The sequence below is a fragment of the Clostridium beijerinckii genome (assembly GCF_018223745.1).
GTDB lineage: Bacteria > Bacillota > Clostridia > Clostridiales > Clostridiaceae > Clostridium > Clostridium beijerinckii.
On sequence record NZ_CP073653.1, the window covers coordinates 190,814 to 208,442 of the forward strand.

General features: G+C 33.4%; 33 protein-coding genes. All 33 read left to right on the forward strand.

Features of this window, described 5'->3' with window-relative positions; all coding sequences use genetic code 11:
- Positions 1–56: 56 nt before the first annotated feature.
- The 33 genes from tuf to rplQ all read left to right on the forward strand — a co-directional run bounded on the left by tuf (position 57) and on the right by rplQ (position 17,507).
- Complete coding sequence (gene tuf, locus KEC93_RS00910) at positions 57–1,250, forward strand: elongation factor Tu (RefSeq protein ID WP_031276475.1); 1,194 nt, start codon at positions 57–59, stop codon at positions 1,248–1,250.
- 456 nt (positions 1,251–1,706) lie between these two features.
- Positions 1,707–2,015 (forward strand): 30S ribosomal protein S10, encoded by a 309-nt coding sequence (gene rpsJ / locus KEC93_RS00915; protein ID WP_002582605.1) that lies wholly within the window; start codon positions 1,707–1,709, stop codon positions 2,013–2,015.
- A 73-nt stretch (positions 2,016–2,088) separates the two neighbouring features.
- On the forward strand, positions 2,089–2,718 hold the full coding sequence (rplC, locus tag KEC93_RS00920; RefSeq protein WP_011967511.1) for a 50S ribosomal protein L3: 630 nt from the start codon (positions 2,089–2,091) through the stop codon (positions 2,716–2,718).
- Between the two features lie 26 nt (positions 2,719–2,744).
- Positions 2,745–3,365, forward strand: coding sequence for a 50S ribosomal protein L4 (rplD, locus tag KEC93_RS00925; RefSeq protein ID WP_011967512.1), 621 nt, complete (start codon positions 2,745–2,747; stop codon positions 3,363–3,365).
- Complete coding sequence (gene rplW, locus KEC93_RS00930) at positions 3,365–3,661, forward strand: 50S ribosomal protein L23 (protein WP_011967513.1); 297 nt, start codon at positions 3,365–3,367, stop codon at positions 3,659–3,661. Before rplD ends, rplW begins: the two co-directional genes overlap by 1 nt.
- Before the next feature lie 64 nt (positions 3,662–3,725).
- Entirely contained in the window at positions 3,726–4,559 is an 834-nt protein-coding gene (gene rplB, locus KEC93_RS00935) for a 50S ribosomal protein L2 (protein ID WP_017209698.1), read from the forward strand.
- A gap of 65 nt (positions 4,560–4,624) precedes the next feature.
- Complete coding sequence (rpsS, locus tag KEC93_RS00940; protein ID WP_023974821.1) at positions 4,625–4,897, forward strand: 30S ribosomal protein S19; 273 nt, start codon at positions 4,625–4,627, stop codon at positions 4,895–4,897.
- A 20-nt stretch (positions 4,898–4,917) separates the two neighbouring features.
- The gene (rplV, locus tag KEC93_RS00945; RefSeq protein ID WP_009167817.1) at positions 4,918–5,253 is read left to right on the forward strand and encodes a 50S ribosomal protein L22; all 336 of its coding nucleotides are present in this window, start codon (positions 4,918–4,920) and stop codon (positions 5,251–5,253) included.
- A 24-nt stretch (positions 5,254–5,277) separates the two neighbouring features.
- Positions 5,278–5,943 (forward strand): 30S ribosomal protein S3, encoded by a 666-nt coding sequence (rpsC, locus tag KEC93_RS00950; RefSeq protein WP_011967516.1) that lies wholly within the window; start codon positions 5,278–5,280, stop codon positions 5,941–5,943.
- A 17-nt stretch (positions 5,944–5,960) separates the two neighbouring features.
- On the forward strand, positions 5,961–6,395 hold the full coding sequence (gene rplP / locus KEC93_RS00955) for a 50S ribosomal protein L16 (protein ID WP_008426579.1): 435 nt from the start codon (positions 5,961–5,963) through the stop codon (positions 6,393–6,395).
- A complete protein-coding gene (gene rpmC, locus KEC93_RS00960; protein WP_009167820.1) occupies positions 6,395–6,607 on the forward strand; it encodes a 50S ribosomal protein L29 in 213 nt (70 codons plus the stop codon). Before rplP ends, rpmC begins: the two co-directional genes overlap by 1 nt.
- Positions 6,608–6,630: 23 nt before the next feature.
- Complete coding sequence (gene rpsQ / locus KEC93_RS00965; protein WP_011967517.1) at positions 6,631–6,885, forward strand: 30S ribosomal protein S17; 255 nt, start codon at positions 6,631–6,633, stop codon at positions 6,883–6,885.
- A gap of 28 nt (positions 6,886–6,913) precedes the next feature.
- Positions 6,914–7,282 (forward strand): 50S ribosomal protein L14, encoded by a 369-nt coding sequence (rplN, locus tag KEC93_RS00970; protein WP_011967518.1) that lies wholly within the window; start codon positions 6,914–6,916, stop codon positions 7,280–7,282.
- Between the two features lie 15 nt (positions 7,283–7,297).
- A complete protein-coding gene (gene rplX, locus KEC93_RS00975; RefSeq protein ID WP_011967519.1) occupies positions 7,298–7,612 on the forward strand; it encodes a 50S ribosomal protein L24 in 315 nt (104 codons plus the stop codon).
- A gap of 22 nt (positions 7,613–7,634) precedes the next feature.
- Positions 7,635–8,174, forward strand: coding sequence for a 50S ribosomal protein L5 (rplE, locus tag KEC93_RS00980; RefSeq protein ID WP_023974819.1), 540 nt, complete (start codon positions 7,635–7,637; stop codon positions 8,172–8,174).
- Between the two features lie 16 nt (positions 8,175–8,190).
- Positions 8,191–8,376: a type Z 30S ribosomal protein S14 gene (locus tag KEC93_RS00985; RefSeq protein ID WP_009167825.1), complete on the forward strand. Its 186-nt coding sequence runs from the start codon at positions 8,191–8,193 to the stop codon at positions 8,374–8,376.
- 32 nt (positions 8,377–8,408) lie between these two features.
- A complete protein-coding gene (gene rpsH, locus KEC93_RS00990) occupies positions 8,409–8,807 on the forward strand; it encodes a 30S ribosomal protein S8 (protein WP_008426597.1) in 399 nt (132 codons plus the stop codon).
- Between the two features lie 68 nt (positions 8,808–8,875).
- Positions 8,876–9,418 carry a 50S ribosomal protein L6 gene (rplF, locus tag KEC93_RS00995; protein ID WP_011967521.1) on the forward strand — a complete coding sequence of 181 codons (543 nt, stop codon included), beginning with the start codon at positions 8,876–8,878 and terminating at the stop codon, positions 9,416–9,418.
- Positions 9,419–9,436: 18 nt separating this feature from the next.
- Positions 9,437–9,796 carry a 50S ribosomal protein L18 gene (rplR, locus tag KEC93_RS01000; RefSeq protein ID WP_011967522.1) on the forward strand — a complete coding sequence of 120 codons (360 nt, stop codon included), beginning with the start codon at positions 9,437–9,439 and terminating at the stop codon, positions 9,794–9,796.
- Positions 9,797–9,816: 20 nt separating this feature from the next.
- The gene (gene rpsE / locus KEC93_RS01005; protein WP_011967523.1) at positions 9,817–10,314 is read left to right on the forward strand and encodes a 30S ribosomal protein S5; all 498 of its coding nucleotides are present in this window, start codon (positions 9,817–9,819) and stop codon (positions 10,312–10,314) included.
- Between the two features lie 12 nt (positions 10,315–10,326).
- Positions 10,327–10,506, forward strand: coding sequence for a 50S ribosomal protein L30 (rpmD, locus tag KEC93_RS01010; protein ID WP_011967524.1), 180 nt, complete (start codon positions 10,327–10,329; stop codon positions 10,504–10,506).
- 21 nt (positions 10,507–10,527) lie between these two features.
- A complete protein-coding gene (rplO, locus tag KEC93_RS01015; RefSeq protein WP_011967525.1) occupies positions 10,528–10,968 on the forward strand; it encodes a 50S ribosomal protein L15 in 441 nt (146 codons plus the stop codon).
- 1 nt (position 10,969) lies between these two features.
- On the forward strand, positions 10,970–12,268 hold the full coding sequence (secY, locus tag KEC93_RS01020; protein WP_023974818.1) for a preprotein translocase subunit SecY: 1,299 nt from the start codon (positions 10,970–10,972) through the stop codon (positions 12,266–12,268).
- A 25-nt stretch (positions 12,269–12,293) separates the two neighbouring features.
- Positions 12,294–12,944: an adenylate kinase gene (locus KEC93_RS01025; RefSeq protein WP_011967527.1), complete on the forward strand. Its 651-nt coding sequence runs from the start codon at positions 12,294–12,296 to the stop codon at positions 12,942–12,944.
- Entirely contained in the window at positions 12,944–13,693 is a 750-nt protein-coding gene (gene map / locus KEC93_RS01030) for a type I methionyl aminopeptidase (protein ID WP_023974816.1), read from the forward strand. Before KEC93_RS01025 ends, map begins: the two co-directional genes overlap by 1 nt.
- A gap of 87 nt (positions 13,694–13,780) precedes the next feature.
- Positions 13,781–14,062, forward strand: coding sequence for a KOW domain-containing RNA-binding protein (locus KEC93_RS01035; protein ID WP_011967529.1), 282 nt, complete (start codon positions 13,781–13,783; stop codon positions 14,060–14,062).
- 7 nt (positions 14,063–14,069) lie between these two features.
- Positions 14,070–14,288, forward strand: coding sequence for a translation initiation factor IF-1 (gene infA / locus KEC93_RS01040; RefSeq protein WP_002582630.1), 219 nt, complete (start codon positions 14,070–14,072; stop codon positions 14,286–14,288).
- Positions 14,289–14,342: 54 nt separating this feature from the next.
- Positions 14,343–14,456, forward strand: coding sequence for a 50S ribosomal protein L36 (rpmJ, locus tag KEC93_RS01045; protein WP_003156543.1), 114 nt, complete (start codon positions 14,343–14,345; stop codon positions 14,454–14,456).
- Between the two features lie 216 nt (positions 14,457–14,672).
- Entirely contained in the window at positions 14,673–15,041 is a 369-nt protein-coding gene (gene rpsM, locus KEC93_RS01050) for a 30S ribosomal protein S13 (protein WP_011967530.1), read from the forward strand.
- 15 nt (positions 15,042–15,056) lie between these two features.
- The gene (gene rpsK / locus KEC93_RS01055; RefSeq protein WP_011967531.1) at positions 15,057–15,452 is read left to right on the forward strand and encodes a 30S ribosomal protein S11; all 396 of its coding nucleotides are present in this window, start codon (positions 15,057–15,059) and stop codon (positions 15,450–15,452) included.
- Positions 15,453–15,482: 30 nt separating this feature from the next.
- Positions 15,483–16,103: a 30S ribosomal protein S4 gene (gene rpsD / locus KEC93_RS01060; protein ID WP_011967532.1), complete on the forward strand. Its 621-nt coding sequence runs from the start codon at positions 15,483–15,485 to the stop codon at positions 16,101–16,103.
- 102 nt (positions 16,104–16,205) lie between these two features.
- Positions 16,206–17,153, forward strand: coding sequence for a DNA-directed RNA polymerase subunit alpha (locus KEC93_RS01065; protein WP_011967533.1), 948 nt, complete (start codon positions 16,206–16,208; stop codon positions 17,151–17,153).
- Between the two features lie 12 nt (positions 17,154–17,165).
- Entirely contained in the window at positions 17,166–17,507 is a 342-nt protein-coding gene (gene rplQ / locus KEC93_RS01070) for a 50S ribosomal protein L17 (RefSeq protein ID WP_011967534.1), read from the forward strand.
- The last annotated feature ends 122 nt before the right edge of the window (positions 17,508–17,629 follow it).

The window sequence follows — 17,629 nt, forward strand, 5'->3', positions numbered from 1 at the left end:
TATAATATTTACGAAAAGATTCTTTAAATTATGTCTATCAAGGGAGGAAAATTATAATGGCAAAAGCAAAGTATGAAAGAAGTAAGCCACACGTTAATATTGGAACAATAGGTCACGTAGACCATGGTAAGACAACATTAACAGCAGCAATCACAACAGTATTAGCAAATAAAGGATTTGCAGAAGCATTTAACTATGCAGATATTGATAAGGCTCCAGAAGAAAAAGAAAGAGGAATCACAATCAATACAGCACACGTTGAGTACCAAACAGAAAACAGACACTATGCGCACGTTGACTGTCCAGGGCATGCTGACTATGTTAAGAACATGATCACAGGAGCAGCACAAATGGATGGAGCTATCTTAGTTGTATCAGCAGCAGATGGTCCAATGCCACAAACAAGAGAACATATACTACTAGGATCAAGAGTTGGTATCCAATATATCGTAGTATTCTTAAATAAAGCAGATATGGTAGACGATCCAGAATTATTAGAATTAGTAGAAATGGAAGTAAGAGAATTATTAAGTGAATATGACTTCCCAGGAGACGATATTCCAGTAATAACAGGATCAGCATTAAAAGCATTAGAAAATCCAACAGATGAAGAAGCAATTAAGCCAATCATGGATTTAATGGAAGCAGTAGATAGCTATATCCCAACTCCAGAAAGAGCAACAGATAAGCCGTTCTTAATGCCAATCGAAGATGTATTCACAATTACAGGAAGAGGAACAGTTGCAACAGGAAGAGTTGAAGCTGGAGTACTTCATGTAGGAGATGAAGTAGAAATCGTTGGATTAAGTGAAGAAAAGAAGAAAGTTGTAGTAACTGGAATCGAAATGTTCAGAAAGTTATTGGATGAAGCGCAAGCAGGAGATAACATCGGAGCATTATTAAGAGGAGTTCAAAGAACTGATATTGAAAGAGGTCAAGTTTTATCAAAACCAAATTCAGTACATCCTCATACTAAATTTGTAGGTCAAGTATACGTACTTAAGAAAGAAGAAGGTGGAAGACATACTCCATTCTTCGATGGATACAGACCACAATTCTACTTCAGAACAACAGACGTTACAGGATCAATCAAATTACCAGACGGAATGGAAATGGTAATGCCTGGAGATCACATTGATATGAATGTTGAATTAATCACTCCAATCGCAATGGATGAAGGATTAAGATTTGCTATCAGAGAAGGCGGAAGAACTGTAGGTTCTGGAGTTGTTACTAAAATAGTAGAATAAGATACATTTATATTTGACGGTAAAAGCAAGGTATAATTTCCTTGCTTTTATTTTATGAATTATATAATTTAGTTAGTATTTCATAATAAAATCGGATTGTTATCACAAATATTTATTTATTATCGCAAAATAAATCATAACAAACTGATATAAAATTTTTAGTAAAGATAATTAAAAAATCACCCAATATAAGGAATTAAAAAAAAATAGGAAAATGTAAAAAAAAGCTTGAAAAGACAATATAACAATAGTATAATTAAGAAGTTGCATAGCATACAGCGAGGATTCAAGAGGTTGCCGGACTTCCGGGTAATTCTTGATGAGTAAGTTTGGATCTAGAATCCGACGACAGGGATTCTGTATTAGGTTTGGATATCACGAAACACCTGGAACAGTTTACAGAATAGCCGCTGTTGTGCGTTAGAAGTAAAACGTACATAAAAGGAGGGAAATGAAATGTCAAAGCAAAAAATAAGAATTAGATTAAAGGCTTTTGATCATACAATTTTAGATCAATCAGCTGAAAAAATTGTTGAAACTGCAAAAACATCAGGAGCTAAGGTTGTAGGACCAGTGCCACTACCAACTGAAAAAGATGTTGTTACAATATTAAGAGCGGTTCACAAGTACAAAGATTCAAGAGAACAATTTGAGATAAGAACTCATAAGAGATTAATCGATATTGTTAATCCATCACCTAAAACTGTTGATGCATTAATGAGATTAAATCTTCCAGCGGGTGTTGATATAGAAATCAAGCTTTAGTACTGGAAATAATATAAAAACGGCTAGTTATGATTGTTAACAGTCCGCTAATTAGTTTGGGAGGTGTAAATACATGAAAAAAGCTATAATTGGAAGAAAAGTTGGAATGACACAAATTTTTGATGAAAAAGGAAAAGTGATTCCTGTAACTGTAGTAGAAGCTGGCCCATGTGTTGTTGTTCAAAAGAAAACATTAGAAAATGATGGTTATGAAGCAATACAAGTTGGTTTCGATGAAATAAGAGAAAAATTAGCTAATAAGCCAAGAAAAGGTCACTTTGCTAAGGCTGGAGCTACTTTAAGAAGAACTCTTAAAGAATTTAGACTTGACGATATAAGTCAATACGAAGTTGGAAATGAAATAAAAGCTGATGTATTTGGAGCAGGAGATAAAGTTGATGTATCTGCAGTATCTAAGGGAAAGGGTTTCCAAGGATCAATTAAAAGATGGAATCAACAAAGAGGACCTATGACTCATGGTTCTAAGTTCCATAGAGCGCCAGGTTCAATGGGAGCTTCATCAGATCCATCTAGAACATTCAAAAACAAGAGAATGCCAGGACATATGGGATCTGTAAATACAACAGTACTTAATTTAGAAGTTGTTAAAGTAATAGCTGAAAAGAATTTAATACTAATTAAGGGTGGAATCCCAGGACCTAATAAAGGTACAGTAGTAATTAAAGATACAGTTAGAGCTTAATTTCTTTGAAGAAAGGAGGAAATAAAATGCCTACAGTAGGAGTATTTAATAAAGAAGGAAATAAAGTTGCAGATATGGAATTAAATGAAAATGTATTTGCGGCAGAAATTAATGAATATGCATTGCACCAAGTAGTAGTTGCATTATTAGCTAACAAAAGACAAGGAACTCAATCAACTAAAACTAGATCTGAAGTTAGAGGAGGCGGAATCAAGCCTTGGAGACAAAAGGGTACTGGAAGAGCAAGACAAGGTTCTATCAGATCACCACAATGGATCAAAGGTGGAATTGTATTCGCACCAAAGCCAAGAGACTACAGAGTTTCAGTTCCAAAGAGTATGAGAAAGGTTGCTATGAAATCTGCTTTAACTAGCAAGGTTCAAGATAATCAAATGATAGTTCTTGATTCGTTAAATTTTGAAGCACCAAAAACTAAGAGTATGATAGAAATGCTAAAGGCTTTAGAAGCTAATAAAGCATTAATTATAACAGCTGAATCAAATGAAGTTGTTTATAAGTCAGCAAGAAACATTCAAGGAATAAGTGTTATTCCTGCAAACAACATCAATGTATATGATTTATTAAAATATGAAAAATTAATCATAACTAAAGATGCTGTATCAAAAATTGAGGAGGTGTACGCATAATGAAATTAACAAGCCATGATATAATAAGAAAGCCAATCATAACTGAAAAAAGTATGGCGTCTATGGCCGAAAAAAGGTACACTTTCATAGTTCATGTTGATGCTAATAAATCTCAAATAAAGAGAGCTGTGGAAGAAGTTTTCAATGTTAAAGTTGAATCTGTTAACACTATAAACGGCTTAGGTAAAACTAAGAGAATGGGCGTACATGTAGGTAAGAGATCAGATTACAAGAAAGCTATAGTTACATTAACTGAAGAAAGTAATGGAATTGAATTCTTCGAGGGAATGCAATAATAGTAGAATAAAGCCATTATTGGTGATCAACACCAGAGAAGCTTGAAGAAGGAGGGAATTTTAAATGGCAGTTAAAAAGTTTAACCCTATTACACCAGCAAGAAGACAAATGACTATGCCAACTTTTGAAGAAATAACTTCACAAGAACCAGAAAAGTCACTTCTTGTTGCATTAAAGAGTAAAGCGGGTAGAAATGCTCAAGGTAAAATTACTGTTAGACATCGTGGCGGCGGTGTTAAGAGAAAATATAGAATAATAGACTTTAAAAGAAATAAAGATGAAATCCCAGCAAAGGTTGCAACTATAGAATATGATCCAAACAGATCAGCATATATTGCTCTTGTTATATATAGCGATGGAGAAAAGAGATATATTCTTGCGCCTGCAGGATTAAAAGTTGGAGATGTAATAGAGTCTGGAGTTAATGCTGATATCAAACCTGGTAATGCACTTCCATTAAAGAACATACCAGTAGGTACAGTTATTCACAATATAGAGTTACAAAGAGGTAAAGGTGGTCAATTAGTTAGAGCAGCAGGTGGATCAGCTCAATTAATGGCTAAAGAAGGAGATTATGCAACTCTTAGATTACCATCAGGTGAAATGAGATATGTAAGAATCGAATGTAGAGCTACAATAGGAACACTTTCTAATGCGACAAACGATATTGTTAATATCGGTAAAGCTGGTAGAAAGAGACATATGGGATGGAGACCAACAGTTAGAGGATCTGTAATGAACCCTAATGATCACCCTCATGGTGGTGGTGAAGGTAAGTCTCCAGTTGGTAGACCAAGTCCAGTTACTCCATGGGGTAAACCAGCACTTGGATACAAAACTAGAAAGACTAAGAAATATTCAGATAAATTTATTATCAAAGATAGAAGAGCTAAGTAGTTTGAGGAGAATAGTAAGTTCTCTTCACAACTTAGACCTTAGTGTTTATGAAGGGAGGCATATTAGTGAGTAGATCAACAAAGAAAGCACCTTTTGTTCATGAGGGACTTTTTAAGAAAATAGAAGAAATGAATGGTAATGGAGAAAAAAAGGTTGTTAAGACTTGGTCAAGAAGTTCAACAATTTTTCCACAATTCATAGGTCATACAATTGCTGTTCATGATGGAAGAAAGCATGTACCAGTATATATATCAGAAGATATGGTTGGCCATAAATTAGGTGAGTTTGTATTAACTAGAACTTATAAAGGTCATGACGATAAAACATCAAAAAGATAGCCTGGAAAGGAGGATCATAAATGGAAGCTAGAGCTATAGCAAAATATATTAGAATGTCTCCAACAAAGGTAGGAGTAATTCTTGATTTAATAAGAGGAAAACAAGTTAACGAAGCTTTTGCTATTTTACAATATACTCCAAGAGAAGCAGCGGTAGTTATAAATAAAGTTTTAAAATCAGCTGTTGCTAATGCAGAAAACAATTTGGAATTGAATGCTGATAACTTATATGTTTCAGAGTGTTTCGTTGGTCAAGGATCAACATTAAAGAGATTCCAACCTCATGCTCAAGGTAGAGCATTTAAAATATTAAAGAAAACAAGCAATATAACAGTAGTTGTTAAAGAAAGAGCTTAATAAGATAAAAGGAGGGAAAAGCAAGTGGGTCAAAAAGTAAATCCTCATGGCCTTAGAGTAGGTGTTATCAAGGGATGGGACGCAAAATGGTATGCTAACAAGAAAAACTTTGCTGATAATCTTATAGAAGATAACAAGATCAGAAAATTTGTGAAAAAGGAACTTTTTTCTGCAGGTATTTCTAAAATTGAAATTGAAAGAGCTGCGAAAAGAGTAAAATTAAACATATATACAGCAAAGCCTGGTGTTATAATAGGTAAAGGTGGATCTGGAATTGAGGCTTTAAAAAATAAATTAACTCAATTCGTTGAAAATAAGAATGTTTTAATAAACATAGTTGAAGTTAAAAGTGCAGAAGCTGATGCACAATTAATGGCTGAAAATATTGCTGCACAATTAGAAAAAAGAATTTCATTCAGAAGAGCTATGAAGCAAACAATGCAAAGAGCTATGAAACACGGAATAAAAGGTGTAAAAACTGCTTGTTCTGGTAGATTAGGTGGAGCAGAAATAGCAAGAACTGAACATTATCATGAAGGAACAATTCCACTACAAACATTAAGAGCTGATATCGATTATGGATTTGCTGAAGCAGATACAACATATGGAAAAATCGGAGTTAAGGTTTGGGTTTATAATGGAGAAGTTCTTCCAACTAAGAAAGTAGAAAAGGAAGAGGCTAACGCATAGGAAAGGAGGAATAGATCATGTTAATGCCTAAAAGGGTAAAACATCGTAAGGTGCAACGTGGTAGAATGAAAGGTAAAGCTACAAGAGGTAATTTCTTAGCTTATGGTGATTACGGAATCCAAGCGCTAACTTGTGGATGGATAACAAGTAACCAAATTGAATCTGCCAGAATTGCTATCAATAGATACATTAAAAGAGGTGGAAAACTTTGGATAAAGATTTTCCCAGATAAACCAGTTACAGAAAAGCCAGCTGAAACAAGAATGGGTTCAGGTAAAGGATCACCAGAATACTGGGTTGCAGTAGTTAAACCAGGTAGAGTACTATTTGAATTATCAGGAGTACCAGAAGAAACTGCAAGAGAAGCAATGAGACTTGCTTCACATAAACTTCCTGTAAAAACAAAATTTGTTTCAAAAAGAGATTTTGAGGAAATGGGTGGTGAAGAATAATGAAGGCTAGAGAATTAAAAGAATTGAAATCAAGCAATCCTCAAGATTTAACAGTTAAATTGGGCGATCTTAAAGCGGAGTTATTTAATTTAAGATTTCAATTAGCTACAGGACAATTAGAAAATCCAATGAGAATAAGAGAAGTTAAGAAATCTATAGCCCAAATAAAAACCATCTTAAGAGAAGAAGAATTAAAAGCATTGGAACAATAAAAGTTGGAAGGAGGTAAGCCCTAATGGAAAGATCATTAAGAAAGAAAAGAATTGGTAGGGTTGTTTCTGATAAAATGGAAAAAACTATTGTAGTTGCCGTTGAAACTAAGGTTAGACACCCATTATACGGTAAGACAGTTAATAGAACTACAAAGTTTAAAGTACATGATGAGAATAATGAAGCTAAAATTAATGATAGAGTATCAATAATGGAAACTAGACCTTTATCTAAAGATAAGAGATGGAGACTTGTTGAAATAGTTGAAAAGGCTAAATAAGCTTTAAAACTGAAAGGAGGGTAATTTAATGATACAACAACAAACCTTATTAAAGGTTGCAGATAATTCAGGTGCAAAAGAAATTATGTGTATCAGAGTATTAGGTGGATCTAAAAGAAAGTTTGGTAATATCGGCGATGTTATAGTTGCTAGCGTTAAAAGTGCAACACCAGGTGGAGTTGTTAAAAAAGGTGATGTTGTAAAGGCAGTTGTAGTTAGATCAGTAAAAGGTGTAAGAAGAGCTGATGGTTCATATATTAAATTTGATGAAAACGCAGCAGTTATAATCAAAGATGATAAGCAACCAAGAGGAACTCGTATCTTTGGACCTGTTGCTAGGGAGCTAAGAGATAAAGAATTCACTAAAATTTTATCATTAGCACCAGAAGTTCTATAAGAGGAGGTGGCCAACTTGAAGATACATGTAAGAAAGAATGATACAGTTATTGTTATATCTGGAAAAGATAAAGGCAAAACTGGTGAAGTGTTAAAAGCGTATCCAAAGACAGGAAAAGTTCTTGTTCAAGGAGTTAATATAGTTAAAAAACATCAAAAAGCTAATAAGGGTCAAGTTGAAAGCGCTATAATTGAAAAAGAAGCAGCGATCAACAGCTCAAAAGTTATGTTATATTGTAACAAATGTAAGAATGCGACTAGAATTAGTAACAAAGTTTTAGATGATGGTACTAAGGTTAGAGTATGTAAAAAATGCGGAGAAACATTCTAGATTTTGAAAGGAGGTAACTAATATGACAAGACTTCAAGAAAAATATCAAAAAGAAGTAGTTCCAGCTATGATTGAAAAGTTCGGATATAAAAACATAATGGAAGTACCAAAGCTAGAGAAGATAGTAATCAATATGGGAGTTGGAGAAGCTAAGGAAAATCAAAAAGTGCTAGAATCAGCAGTTAATGATTTGACTTTAATAGCAGGTCAAAAGCCTGTATTAACAAGAGCTAAAAAGTCTGTAGCTAACTTTAAAATTAGAGAAAACATGCCATTAGGATGCAAAGTTACTCTAAGAAAAGCTAACATGTTTGAGTTTGCTGATAAACTAATGAGCATCGCACTACCAAGAGTTAGAGATTTCAGAGGGGTTTCTAGCAAAGCTTTTGATGGTAGAGGAAATTATTCATTAGGAATTAAAGAACAATTAATATTCCCAGAAATAGAATATGATAAGATAGATAAAGTTAGAGGAATGGATATAATCTTCGTTACTTCAGCTAACACTGACGAAGAAGCTAGGGAATTATTAAGATTCCTTGGAATGCCATTCGCTCAATAATAAGGAGGGAAACACATTGGCACGTAAGGCTATTATTGAAAAGTGGAGCAAAACTCCTAAATACAAGACAAGAGCTTATACAAGATGTAGAATATGTGGAAGACCACATGCTGTATTAAAAAAATATGGAGTATGCCGTATTTGTTTTAGAGAACTTGCTTATAAGGGCGAAATTCCAGGTTGTAGAAAAGCAAGTTGGTAAGATATACGATGTAACGAAAGGAGGCACATTAAATGGTTATGACAGATCCTATAGCAGATTTATTAACTCGTGTAAGAAATGCTAATGCTGTAAGACATGAAGTGGTAGAAGTACCTTCTTCAAACGTAAAGAAGGAAATTGCAAATATATTATTACAAGAGGGTTATATAAAAGAAATAAATGAATATAACGATGGAGTTGTTCCAATGTTAAGATTATCTCTTAAGTATGGAGCTAATAAAGAAAGAGTTATAACTGGTATTAAGAGAATTTCTAAACCAGGATTAAGAGTTTATTGTAAGAAAGACGAGGTACCAAAAGTTCTTAATGGATTAGGTATCGCTGTTGTTTCAACTTCAAATGGAATAATGGTAGATAGAGAAGCTAGAAAGAACGGATTAGGTGGAGAAGTAATCTGCTACGTTTGGTAATATCTCAGATAAATTAAACTAGATAAAATTGTAAAATGCAATTTTAAAATAATACAGGAGGTGCAATTATGTCAAGAGTAGGTAGATTACCAATAGCTATTCCTGCTGATGTAACTGTTACTGTAACACCAGACAATTTAGTTACAGTTAAGGGACCAAAAGGTGAATTAGTTAAAACTATGCATAAAGATATTAGCATAGCTGTTGAAAACAATGAAGTAATTGTTACTAGACATAGTGAACAAAAAGATCACAGAGCTCTTCACGGTTTAACAAGAGCATTAATTAATAATATGGTAATTGGAGTAAAACAAGGTTACCAAAAAACTTTAGATTTAGTTGGTGTTGGTTATAGAGCTCAATTACAAGGTAAAAAGCTTGTAATGAACCTTGGATATTCACATCCAGTTGAAATTGAACCTATTGACGGAATCACATTTGAAACTCCAGCTGCAACTAGAGTAATAGTTAGTGGAATCGACAAAGAAAAAGTTGGATTTGCTGCAGCGGATATAAGAAAATGGAGAGTACCAGAACCATATAAGGGTAAAGGTATTAAGTATGAAAATGAAGTGATCAGACGTAAAGAAGGTAAGACTGGTAAGAAATAATAGAAAGGAGTGAGTTTTATGTTCAAAAAGGTAGACAAAAAGGCGAGCAGAGAAAAACGTCACCTTAGAGTTCGTAAAAAAGTTTTTGGAACTGCGGAAAGACCAAGACTTTCAGTATTTAAGAGTGAAAAGAATATATATGCACAAGTTATTGATGATATAAATGGTGTTACATTAGTAGCTGCTTCAAGTTTAGAAAAAGATTTTGCTGCAAAAGGCGGAAACAAAGAAGGTGCTAAACTTGTAGGTGAATTAGTAGCTAAAAAAGCTATAGAAAAAGGAATTGACGTAGTGGTATTTGATAGAGGCGGATACATATATCACGGAAGAATTCAAGAATTAGCACAAGCAGCTAGAGAAGCTGGCTTGAAATTCTAATTAAACAAGGAGGGAAATAAATGAGAATCGATCCTAGTACACTAGACCTTAAAGAAAAGGTTGTTTTCATAAACAGAGTTACTAAGGTTGTTAAGGGTGGTAGAAACTTCAGATTCAGCGCTCTAGTTGTTGTCGGAGACGAGAACGGACACGTTGGCGTTGGAATGGGTAAGTCAATCGAAATCCCAGAAGCAATAAAAAAAGGAATAGAAGATGCTAAGAAGAACTTAGTAAGCGTTGCAATGGTAGGAACAACAATTCCTCACCAAGTTAATGGTAAGTTCGGAACTGCAAATGTTCTAATTATGCCAGCTAAAGAAGGTACAGGAGTTATTGCTGGAGGTCCAGCAAGAGCAGTACTTGAATTAGCAGGATTAAAGGATGTTAGAGCTAAATCATTAGGTTCAAATAATCCTAATAACATGGTAAATGCAACAATAAACGGATTAGCTAGCTTAAGAACAGTAGAAGATATAGCTAAATTAAGAGGCAAATCTGTTGAAGAAATATTAGGTTAAGGAGATATTGCAATGGCTAAATTAAGAATTACATTAGTTAAGAGCTTAATAGGTAGAAAAAAAGACCATATCGCTACTGCAAATGCTCTTGGACTAACAAAGATAAGAAAAACAGTAGAACCTGAGGCAACACCTCAAGTTCAAGGTATGATAAAAAAGATTGAATATCTATTAAAAGTAGAAGAAGTATAAAAACAAGGAGGTGCACTGAATATGAAACTTCACGAATTAAAACCAGCAGCAGGTAGCAAGAAAGCACCTAAAAGAATTGGTAGAGGTACTGGTTCTGGATTAGGAAGAAATGCTGGTAAAGGTGAAAAGGGTCAAAATGCAAGATCAGGTGGTGGCGTAAGACCTGGTTTTGAAGGCGGTCAAATGCCTTTATATAGAAGACTTCCTAAGAGAGGTTTTACAAACATTTTTGCAAAGAAGATTGTTAGCATAAATCTTGACAGATTAAATATCTTTGAAAATGGTACTGAAGTTACTCCAGAATTATTACTTGAAAGAAGAGTTGTAAGTAAAGTTTTGGATGGAGTAAAGATTCTTGGAAACGGAACATTAGAAAAAAGCTTAACGGTTAAAGGATGTAAGTTCTCTAAGTCTGCTATAGAAAAGATTGAAGCAGCTGGGGGAAAAGTTGAGGTGATGTAAAGTGCTTCAAACTTTAAGCAATGCATTCAAAGTTCCTGAACTTAGAAAAAAGATTTTATGGACAGTATTATTAGTTGCAGTTTTCAGGATGGGAAGTCATATTCCTCTTCCTGGAATTAACTCTGATTTTTTAAAAAATCTATCTCAGTCTGGTGGACTATTAGGATTTTATGATATGCTTTCTGGAGGAGCTTTTAGCAGATCCAGTATATTAGCATTAGGAGTTATGCCATACATTAATGCATCAATAATAATTCAATTATTAACTGTTGCTATCCCACAATTGGAGCAACTATCAAAAGAAGGAGATACTGGCAGAAAAAAGATACAAAATGCAACACGTTATGTATCTCTTGGAATAGCTTTTATCTTAGCTTATGGAATTTTTGCAACAATTTCAAGTAGTGGAGCTACAGTTGGATTAACTGCAATCCAAAAGACTATTGTTGTTTTTGCACTAGTGGTTGGAACAACATTTTGTATGTGGTTAGGTGATCAACTTACAGTTAAGGGCATTGGAAATGGTACTTCAATACTAATATTCGTTAATATAATTTCGAGAGTTCCAGCAACAATTGCTTCAATGATGACACTTCAGCAAGCAGGAAGTGCAAGTATTGTGGAAATTGTACTATTTGGAGTATTTACCGTATTTCTACTTGCGACTATACTATATTTTTCTTTATCAGAAAGAAGGATACCTGTGCAGTATGCTGGTAAATTTGCATCAGGCAATAGTAATATGGTTAAATCACAATCAACACATATACCATTAAGTATAATTGGATCAGCGGTTCTTGCTATTATATTTTCTATGTCCGTAATGGATTTTCCAAAAACTATTGCCACATTATTTGGTGGAGTAGGTGAAAGTCAAAAAGAGTGGGCAAAGTGGGTATTAAATAATCCTACATCTGTCTTTAATCAAAAGAGTTGGATGTATATGGTACTATATGCAGTACTGACAATATTCTTTAATTGGTTTTATACTCAGATTACATTTAAACCAGATGAAATGTCTGAGAATTTGCATAAATCGGCAGGATTTGTGCCTGGAGTAAGGCCAGGTGAAGAAACCACAACATATTTTGAAAGAGTTTTAAACAGACTATCTTTTATTGGAGGTATATTAGCAGCGGTATTGGCTGTAACTCCAGTTATAATACAAAACTATACACAATTTCAAAATATAGCTTTTTCAGGAACTGGATTATTAATTGTTATAAATGTTGCGTTAGATTTTACTAGAAAAGTAGAATCACAAATGGTAGTTAGGCACTATAAAGGATTTCTTAAATAGATTAGAATAAATGGAGATGAAGCCAGTGAAGATAGTATTACTAGGTCCTCCTGGAGCTGGAAAGGGAACACAGGCTAAATCAATTAGCAATAAATATTCAATACCACATATTTCTACAGGTGATATTTTCAGAAAGAATATTTCTGAAAACACTCCCTTAGGAATAGAAGCAAAGGGTTATATTGATAACGGACAATTAGTTCCTGATGAAGTAACAATTAATATGGTTAAGGATAGACTGCAACAGGACGATTGTAAGGTCGGATATTTATTAGATGGTTTTCCTAGAACTGTGGCTCAAGCTGATGCTCTTAACAACTTTCTTGTAGATAAGAATGAACAATTAGATACCGCATTGCTTATAAAGGTACCTAATGAATTTATTCTAGAAAGAATGACTGGTAGAAGAGTATGTCCATCATGCGGAGCAAGTTATCATGTTAAATTTAATCCTCCAACAAATGAAGGAAAATGTGATTTGTGTGGAAGTGAAGTTATACAGAGAAAAGATGATACAGTTGAGACTGTAAAGGAAAGACTTGATGTATATCAAAAGGAAACACAACCGCTAATTGAATTTTACGGTGAAAAAGGCTTGCTTTCAGAAGTGGATGGCACAAAAGCTATTAATGAAGTTTTCAGAGGAATATGTGAATTGTTAGGGAACAACAAATAATGATTACTGTAAAGAATCATGATGAAATAGCCATAATGAGAAAAGCAGGTAGAATAGTAGGAGAAACATTGCTATTGCTTGAAAAAGAGGTAAAACCCGGAGTAACAACTGCAAATTTGGATAGAATAGCAGAAGAATTTATAACTAAGCATGGAGCAAAACCTTCATTTAAAGGCTTATATGGTTTTCCTTCGTCACTATGTATTTCAGTAAATGAGCAAGTAATACATGGATTCCCAGGAGAATATGTTCTTAAAGAAGGCGATATAGTTAGTATTGACTGTGGGGCGTTTTTTGATGGATTCCATGGAGATGCTGCAAGAACTTTCTCTGTAGGGGAAGTTTCAGTAGAAGCTCAAAGATTAATTGATATAACAAGAGAAAGTTTTTTCCAAGGTATAAAGTTTGCAAAACAAGGAAATAAATTAACTGATATATCACATGAGATACAAAGCTACGTAGAAGCAGCAGGTTTCTCAGTTGTAAGAGATTTTGTAGGTCATGGGATTGGGCGAAAAGTTCACGAGGATCCTAATGTACCTAATTTCGGAAAGTCTGGTAGAGGTCCGAAATTACTGGAGGGTATGGTGTTAGCAATAGAACCTATGGTTAACGCTGGTACTTATAAGGTTAAGACATTAAAAGATGGATGGACAGTTGTAACAGCGGATTCTTCTTTATCGGCACATTATGAAAATACAGTTGCAATTTTATCAGATGGACCTGAAATATTAACACTGATTAAGTAGAATAAAGAGTGTTGCTTAGTTATAAATTTGCATAATACCGTTGTGGTAGTGTTAATTTATACTAAGGTAATCATAGAGGTGAAAAATTTGCAAAACAATGACTTGATTGGAAAAGTAGTACTTTCAAAAGCAGGAAGAGATAAAGATCACTTATATGTTGTTGTTAGGCAGATAGATGATGATTATGTATTACTAGCTAATGGAGATACAAAATTAATTGAGATGCCTAAGAAGAAAAAAATTAAACACTTAAGTATTTTAGAAGATGTAGATGATGAATTATTATCATTAATAAACTCATGCGATAAGAGTACTAATTTAAAGATTAAGAGATTCCTAAAGCTTAGAGGCATTGTTAAGGAGGGTTGATTACCTTATGTCAAAAGATGATGTTATAGAAATGCAAGGTACGGTATTAGAATCTTTACCAAACGCTATGTTTCAAGTTGAACTTGAAAGTGGCCATAAGATTCTAGCACACATATCAGGTAAATTAAGAATGAACTTCATAAGAATTTTACCAGGAGATAAAGTTACAGTAGAACTTTCTCCTTATGATTTAACCAGAGGTAGAATTACATGGAGAGCAAAATAAAGTAGATATAACTTACATTGATCTACTACAAAAGTAATATGAGGAGGGTTAGCTATGAAAGTAAGACCATCAGTTAAGCCTATTTGTGAAAAGTGCAAAGTAATCAGAAGAAAAGGAAAAGTAATGGTAATCTGTGAAAATCCTAAGCACAAGCAAAAGCAAGGCTAATGATCAAGTTTACAATATTATTTACATTAAAATAAATGTAAATAATATTGACATTTCAGCAAAAGTCAAATATGATTATATAGTCGTTTAATTAATCAAAAATAAATTTTAGGGCGGCTGGCAATAGAATCGTCTATTGACCTAAAATTTTATTATAAATTATAAATTATAAAATCAACTTTTATACATTTCAATTATCAGGAGGTGTAAATTTTAATGGCAAGAATATCAGGTATTGATCTACCAAGAGAAAAAAGAGTTGAAATAGGTTTAACATATATATATGGAATAGGATTATCAACTTCACAAAAAATCTTAGCTGTAACAGGAATTAATCCAGATACAAGAGTTAAGGATTTATCAGAAGAAGAAGTTAATGAAATCAGAACTTATATCAACAAGAATTTAATGGTTGAAGGTGACTTAAGAAGAGATGTCGCTTTAAATATCAAGAGATTAGTAGAAATAGGATCATATAGAGGAATTAGACATAGAAGAGGTCTTCCAGTAAGAGGACAAAAAACTAAGACTAATGCAAGAACTAGAAAAGGTCCTAAGAAGACAATAGCAAATAAGAAGAAATAGTAAGGAGGGAAGATAATGGCAGCTAAAACAGTAAAGAAAACTAGAAGAAGAAAAGAGAGAAAAAATGTTGAGCATGGTGCTGCACACATTAAGTCAACTTTTAATAATTCAATAGTTACTTTAACAGATGCAGTAGGAAATGCTTTATCATGGTCAAGTGCAGGAGCACTAGGTTTCAGAGGATCAAGAAAGAGCACACCATTTGCAGCTCAAATGGCAGCAGAAACTGCAGCTAAAGTAGCAATGGAACACGGCTTAAAAAGTATAGAGGTTTATGTTAAAGGACCTGGTTCAGGAAGAGAAGCAGCTATAAGATCCTTACAAGCAGCAGGACTAGAAGTAACTTTGATCAAAGATGTTACTCCAATACCACATAATGGTTGTAGACCACCAAAGAGAAGAAGAGTCTAATATAAATGTAGTAATAGGAGGTGTAATTTAATGGCAAGATATACTGGCGCTACATGTAGATTATGTAGAAGAGAAGGTATGAAACTTTTCCTTAAAGGTGATAGATGTTTTACAGATAAGTGTGCTTTCGTTAGAAGAAGCTATGCACCAGGACAACATGGAGCTAACAAAAAGAAAGTATCAAACTATGGTGTTCAATTAAGAGAAAAGCAAAAAGCAAGAAGAATTTATGGCATATTAGAAGGCCAATTTAGAACATATTATGAAAAAGCTGAGCATATTAAAGGTATAACAGGTGAAAACTTACTTAAATTACTAGAAATGAGACTTGATAACATAGTTTATAGATTAGGTTATGGTTCATCAAGAAATGAGGCAAGACAGTTAGTGACTCACGGACATTTCTTAGTAAATGGTAAAAAGGTTGACATTTGTTCATATCATGTTTCAGTTAATGATGTAATTACTGTATGCGAAAAGAGCAGATCAAGTGAAAAGTTCAAAACTTTTGTTGAAAATCCAAAAACTTTACCAAAATGGTTAGAAGCTAATGTTGATAACTATGAAGGAAAAGTAGTTGCAGAGCCATCAAGAGAAGATATAGATGTGCCTGTTAACGAAACACTTATTGTTGAGTTATACAGTAAATAATATATTTATATTTGTTAGAGAAATTTATCACAATATATGCAAATATAGAATCAGTTGCCCTCATAATAAGGTTGCCATTTTTAAAATAAGGAGGGTTTGTCAATGTTAGAAATCGAAAAGCCAATAATAGAATGTATAGAAGCTAATGAAGATGGTACTTATGGTAAGTACGTTGTTGAACCACTTGAAAGAGGATACGGTATTACATTAGGAAATGCCCTAAGAAGAATACTATTATCATCCCTTCCAGGAGTTGCAACAACCTCTGTCAAAATTGACGGTGTGCTTCATGAGTTTTCTACTGTTCAAGGAGTTAAAGAAGATGTTACTGAATTAATTCTTAATATCAAATCATTAGCTCTAAGGATGAATGGTGAAGGTCCAAAAGTTATTTATATTGATGCTAAAGGACCAGGAGAAGTTACTGGAGCAGATATAAAGACTGATGGTGATGTTGAAGTTGTTAATAAGAATTTACATATTGCAACTTTAGATAACGATGGAAGACTTTATATGGAATTGACAGTTAATAAAGGAAGAGGATATGTTACTCAGAATAAAAATAAGAGTGATGAATTACCAATTTCTGCTATAGCAGTTGATTCTATTTATACACCAGTAAAAAGAGTTAATTTTACTGTTGATAATACAAGAGTTGGTCAAATTACTGATTATGATAAATTAACTTTAGAAATTTGGACTAATGGTACTATAAAAATAGATGAAGCTATTAGTTTATCAGCAAAAATACTTATTGAACACTTTAAATTATTCATGTCATTAACAGATAATACTAATGACGTTGAAATAATGATAGAAAAAGAAGACGATAAGAAAGAAAAAGTCCTAGAAATGACTGTAGAAGAACTTGATTTATCAGTTAGATCATATAACTGTTTAAAGAGAGCCGGAATTAATACAGTCCAAGAACTTGCTACAAAATCTATGGATGATATGATGAAAGTAAGGAATCTAGGAAAGAAATCTTTAGAAGAAGTTGAAAGAAAGCTTAAAGAATTAGGTTTAGCCCTAAAACTAACCGAGGAGTAAGGAGGTAAATCCATGGCAGGTCATCGTAAATTAGGTCTTCCTACAGACCAAAGAAGAGCTATGCTAAGAAATCTTGTTACTAGTCTATTAAAACATGGTAAAATCGAGACAACTGAAACAAGAGCTAAAGAAACTAGATCAATAGCAGAAAAAATGATTACTCTTGGAAAAAGAGGAGATCTTCATGCTAGAAGACAAGTATTATCTTATGTTCAAGAAGAATTAGTTGTTAAGAATTTATTTGATAATGTAGCTCCAAAGTATACTGAAAGAAATGGCGGATATACAAGAATAATTAAAAAAGGTCCTAGAAGAGGGGACGGAGCTGAGATAGTAATACTTGAATTAGTATAATACTAATGGGGGATTAAGTTTAAACTTAATCCCCATTTTGACATAGAAAATAAAATTGGAACTTAATTTATTATAGAGATGTTTTCTTACTCAAGATATATATTTTTTTGTTGAATATGCTG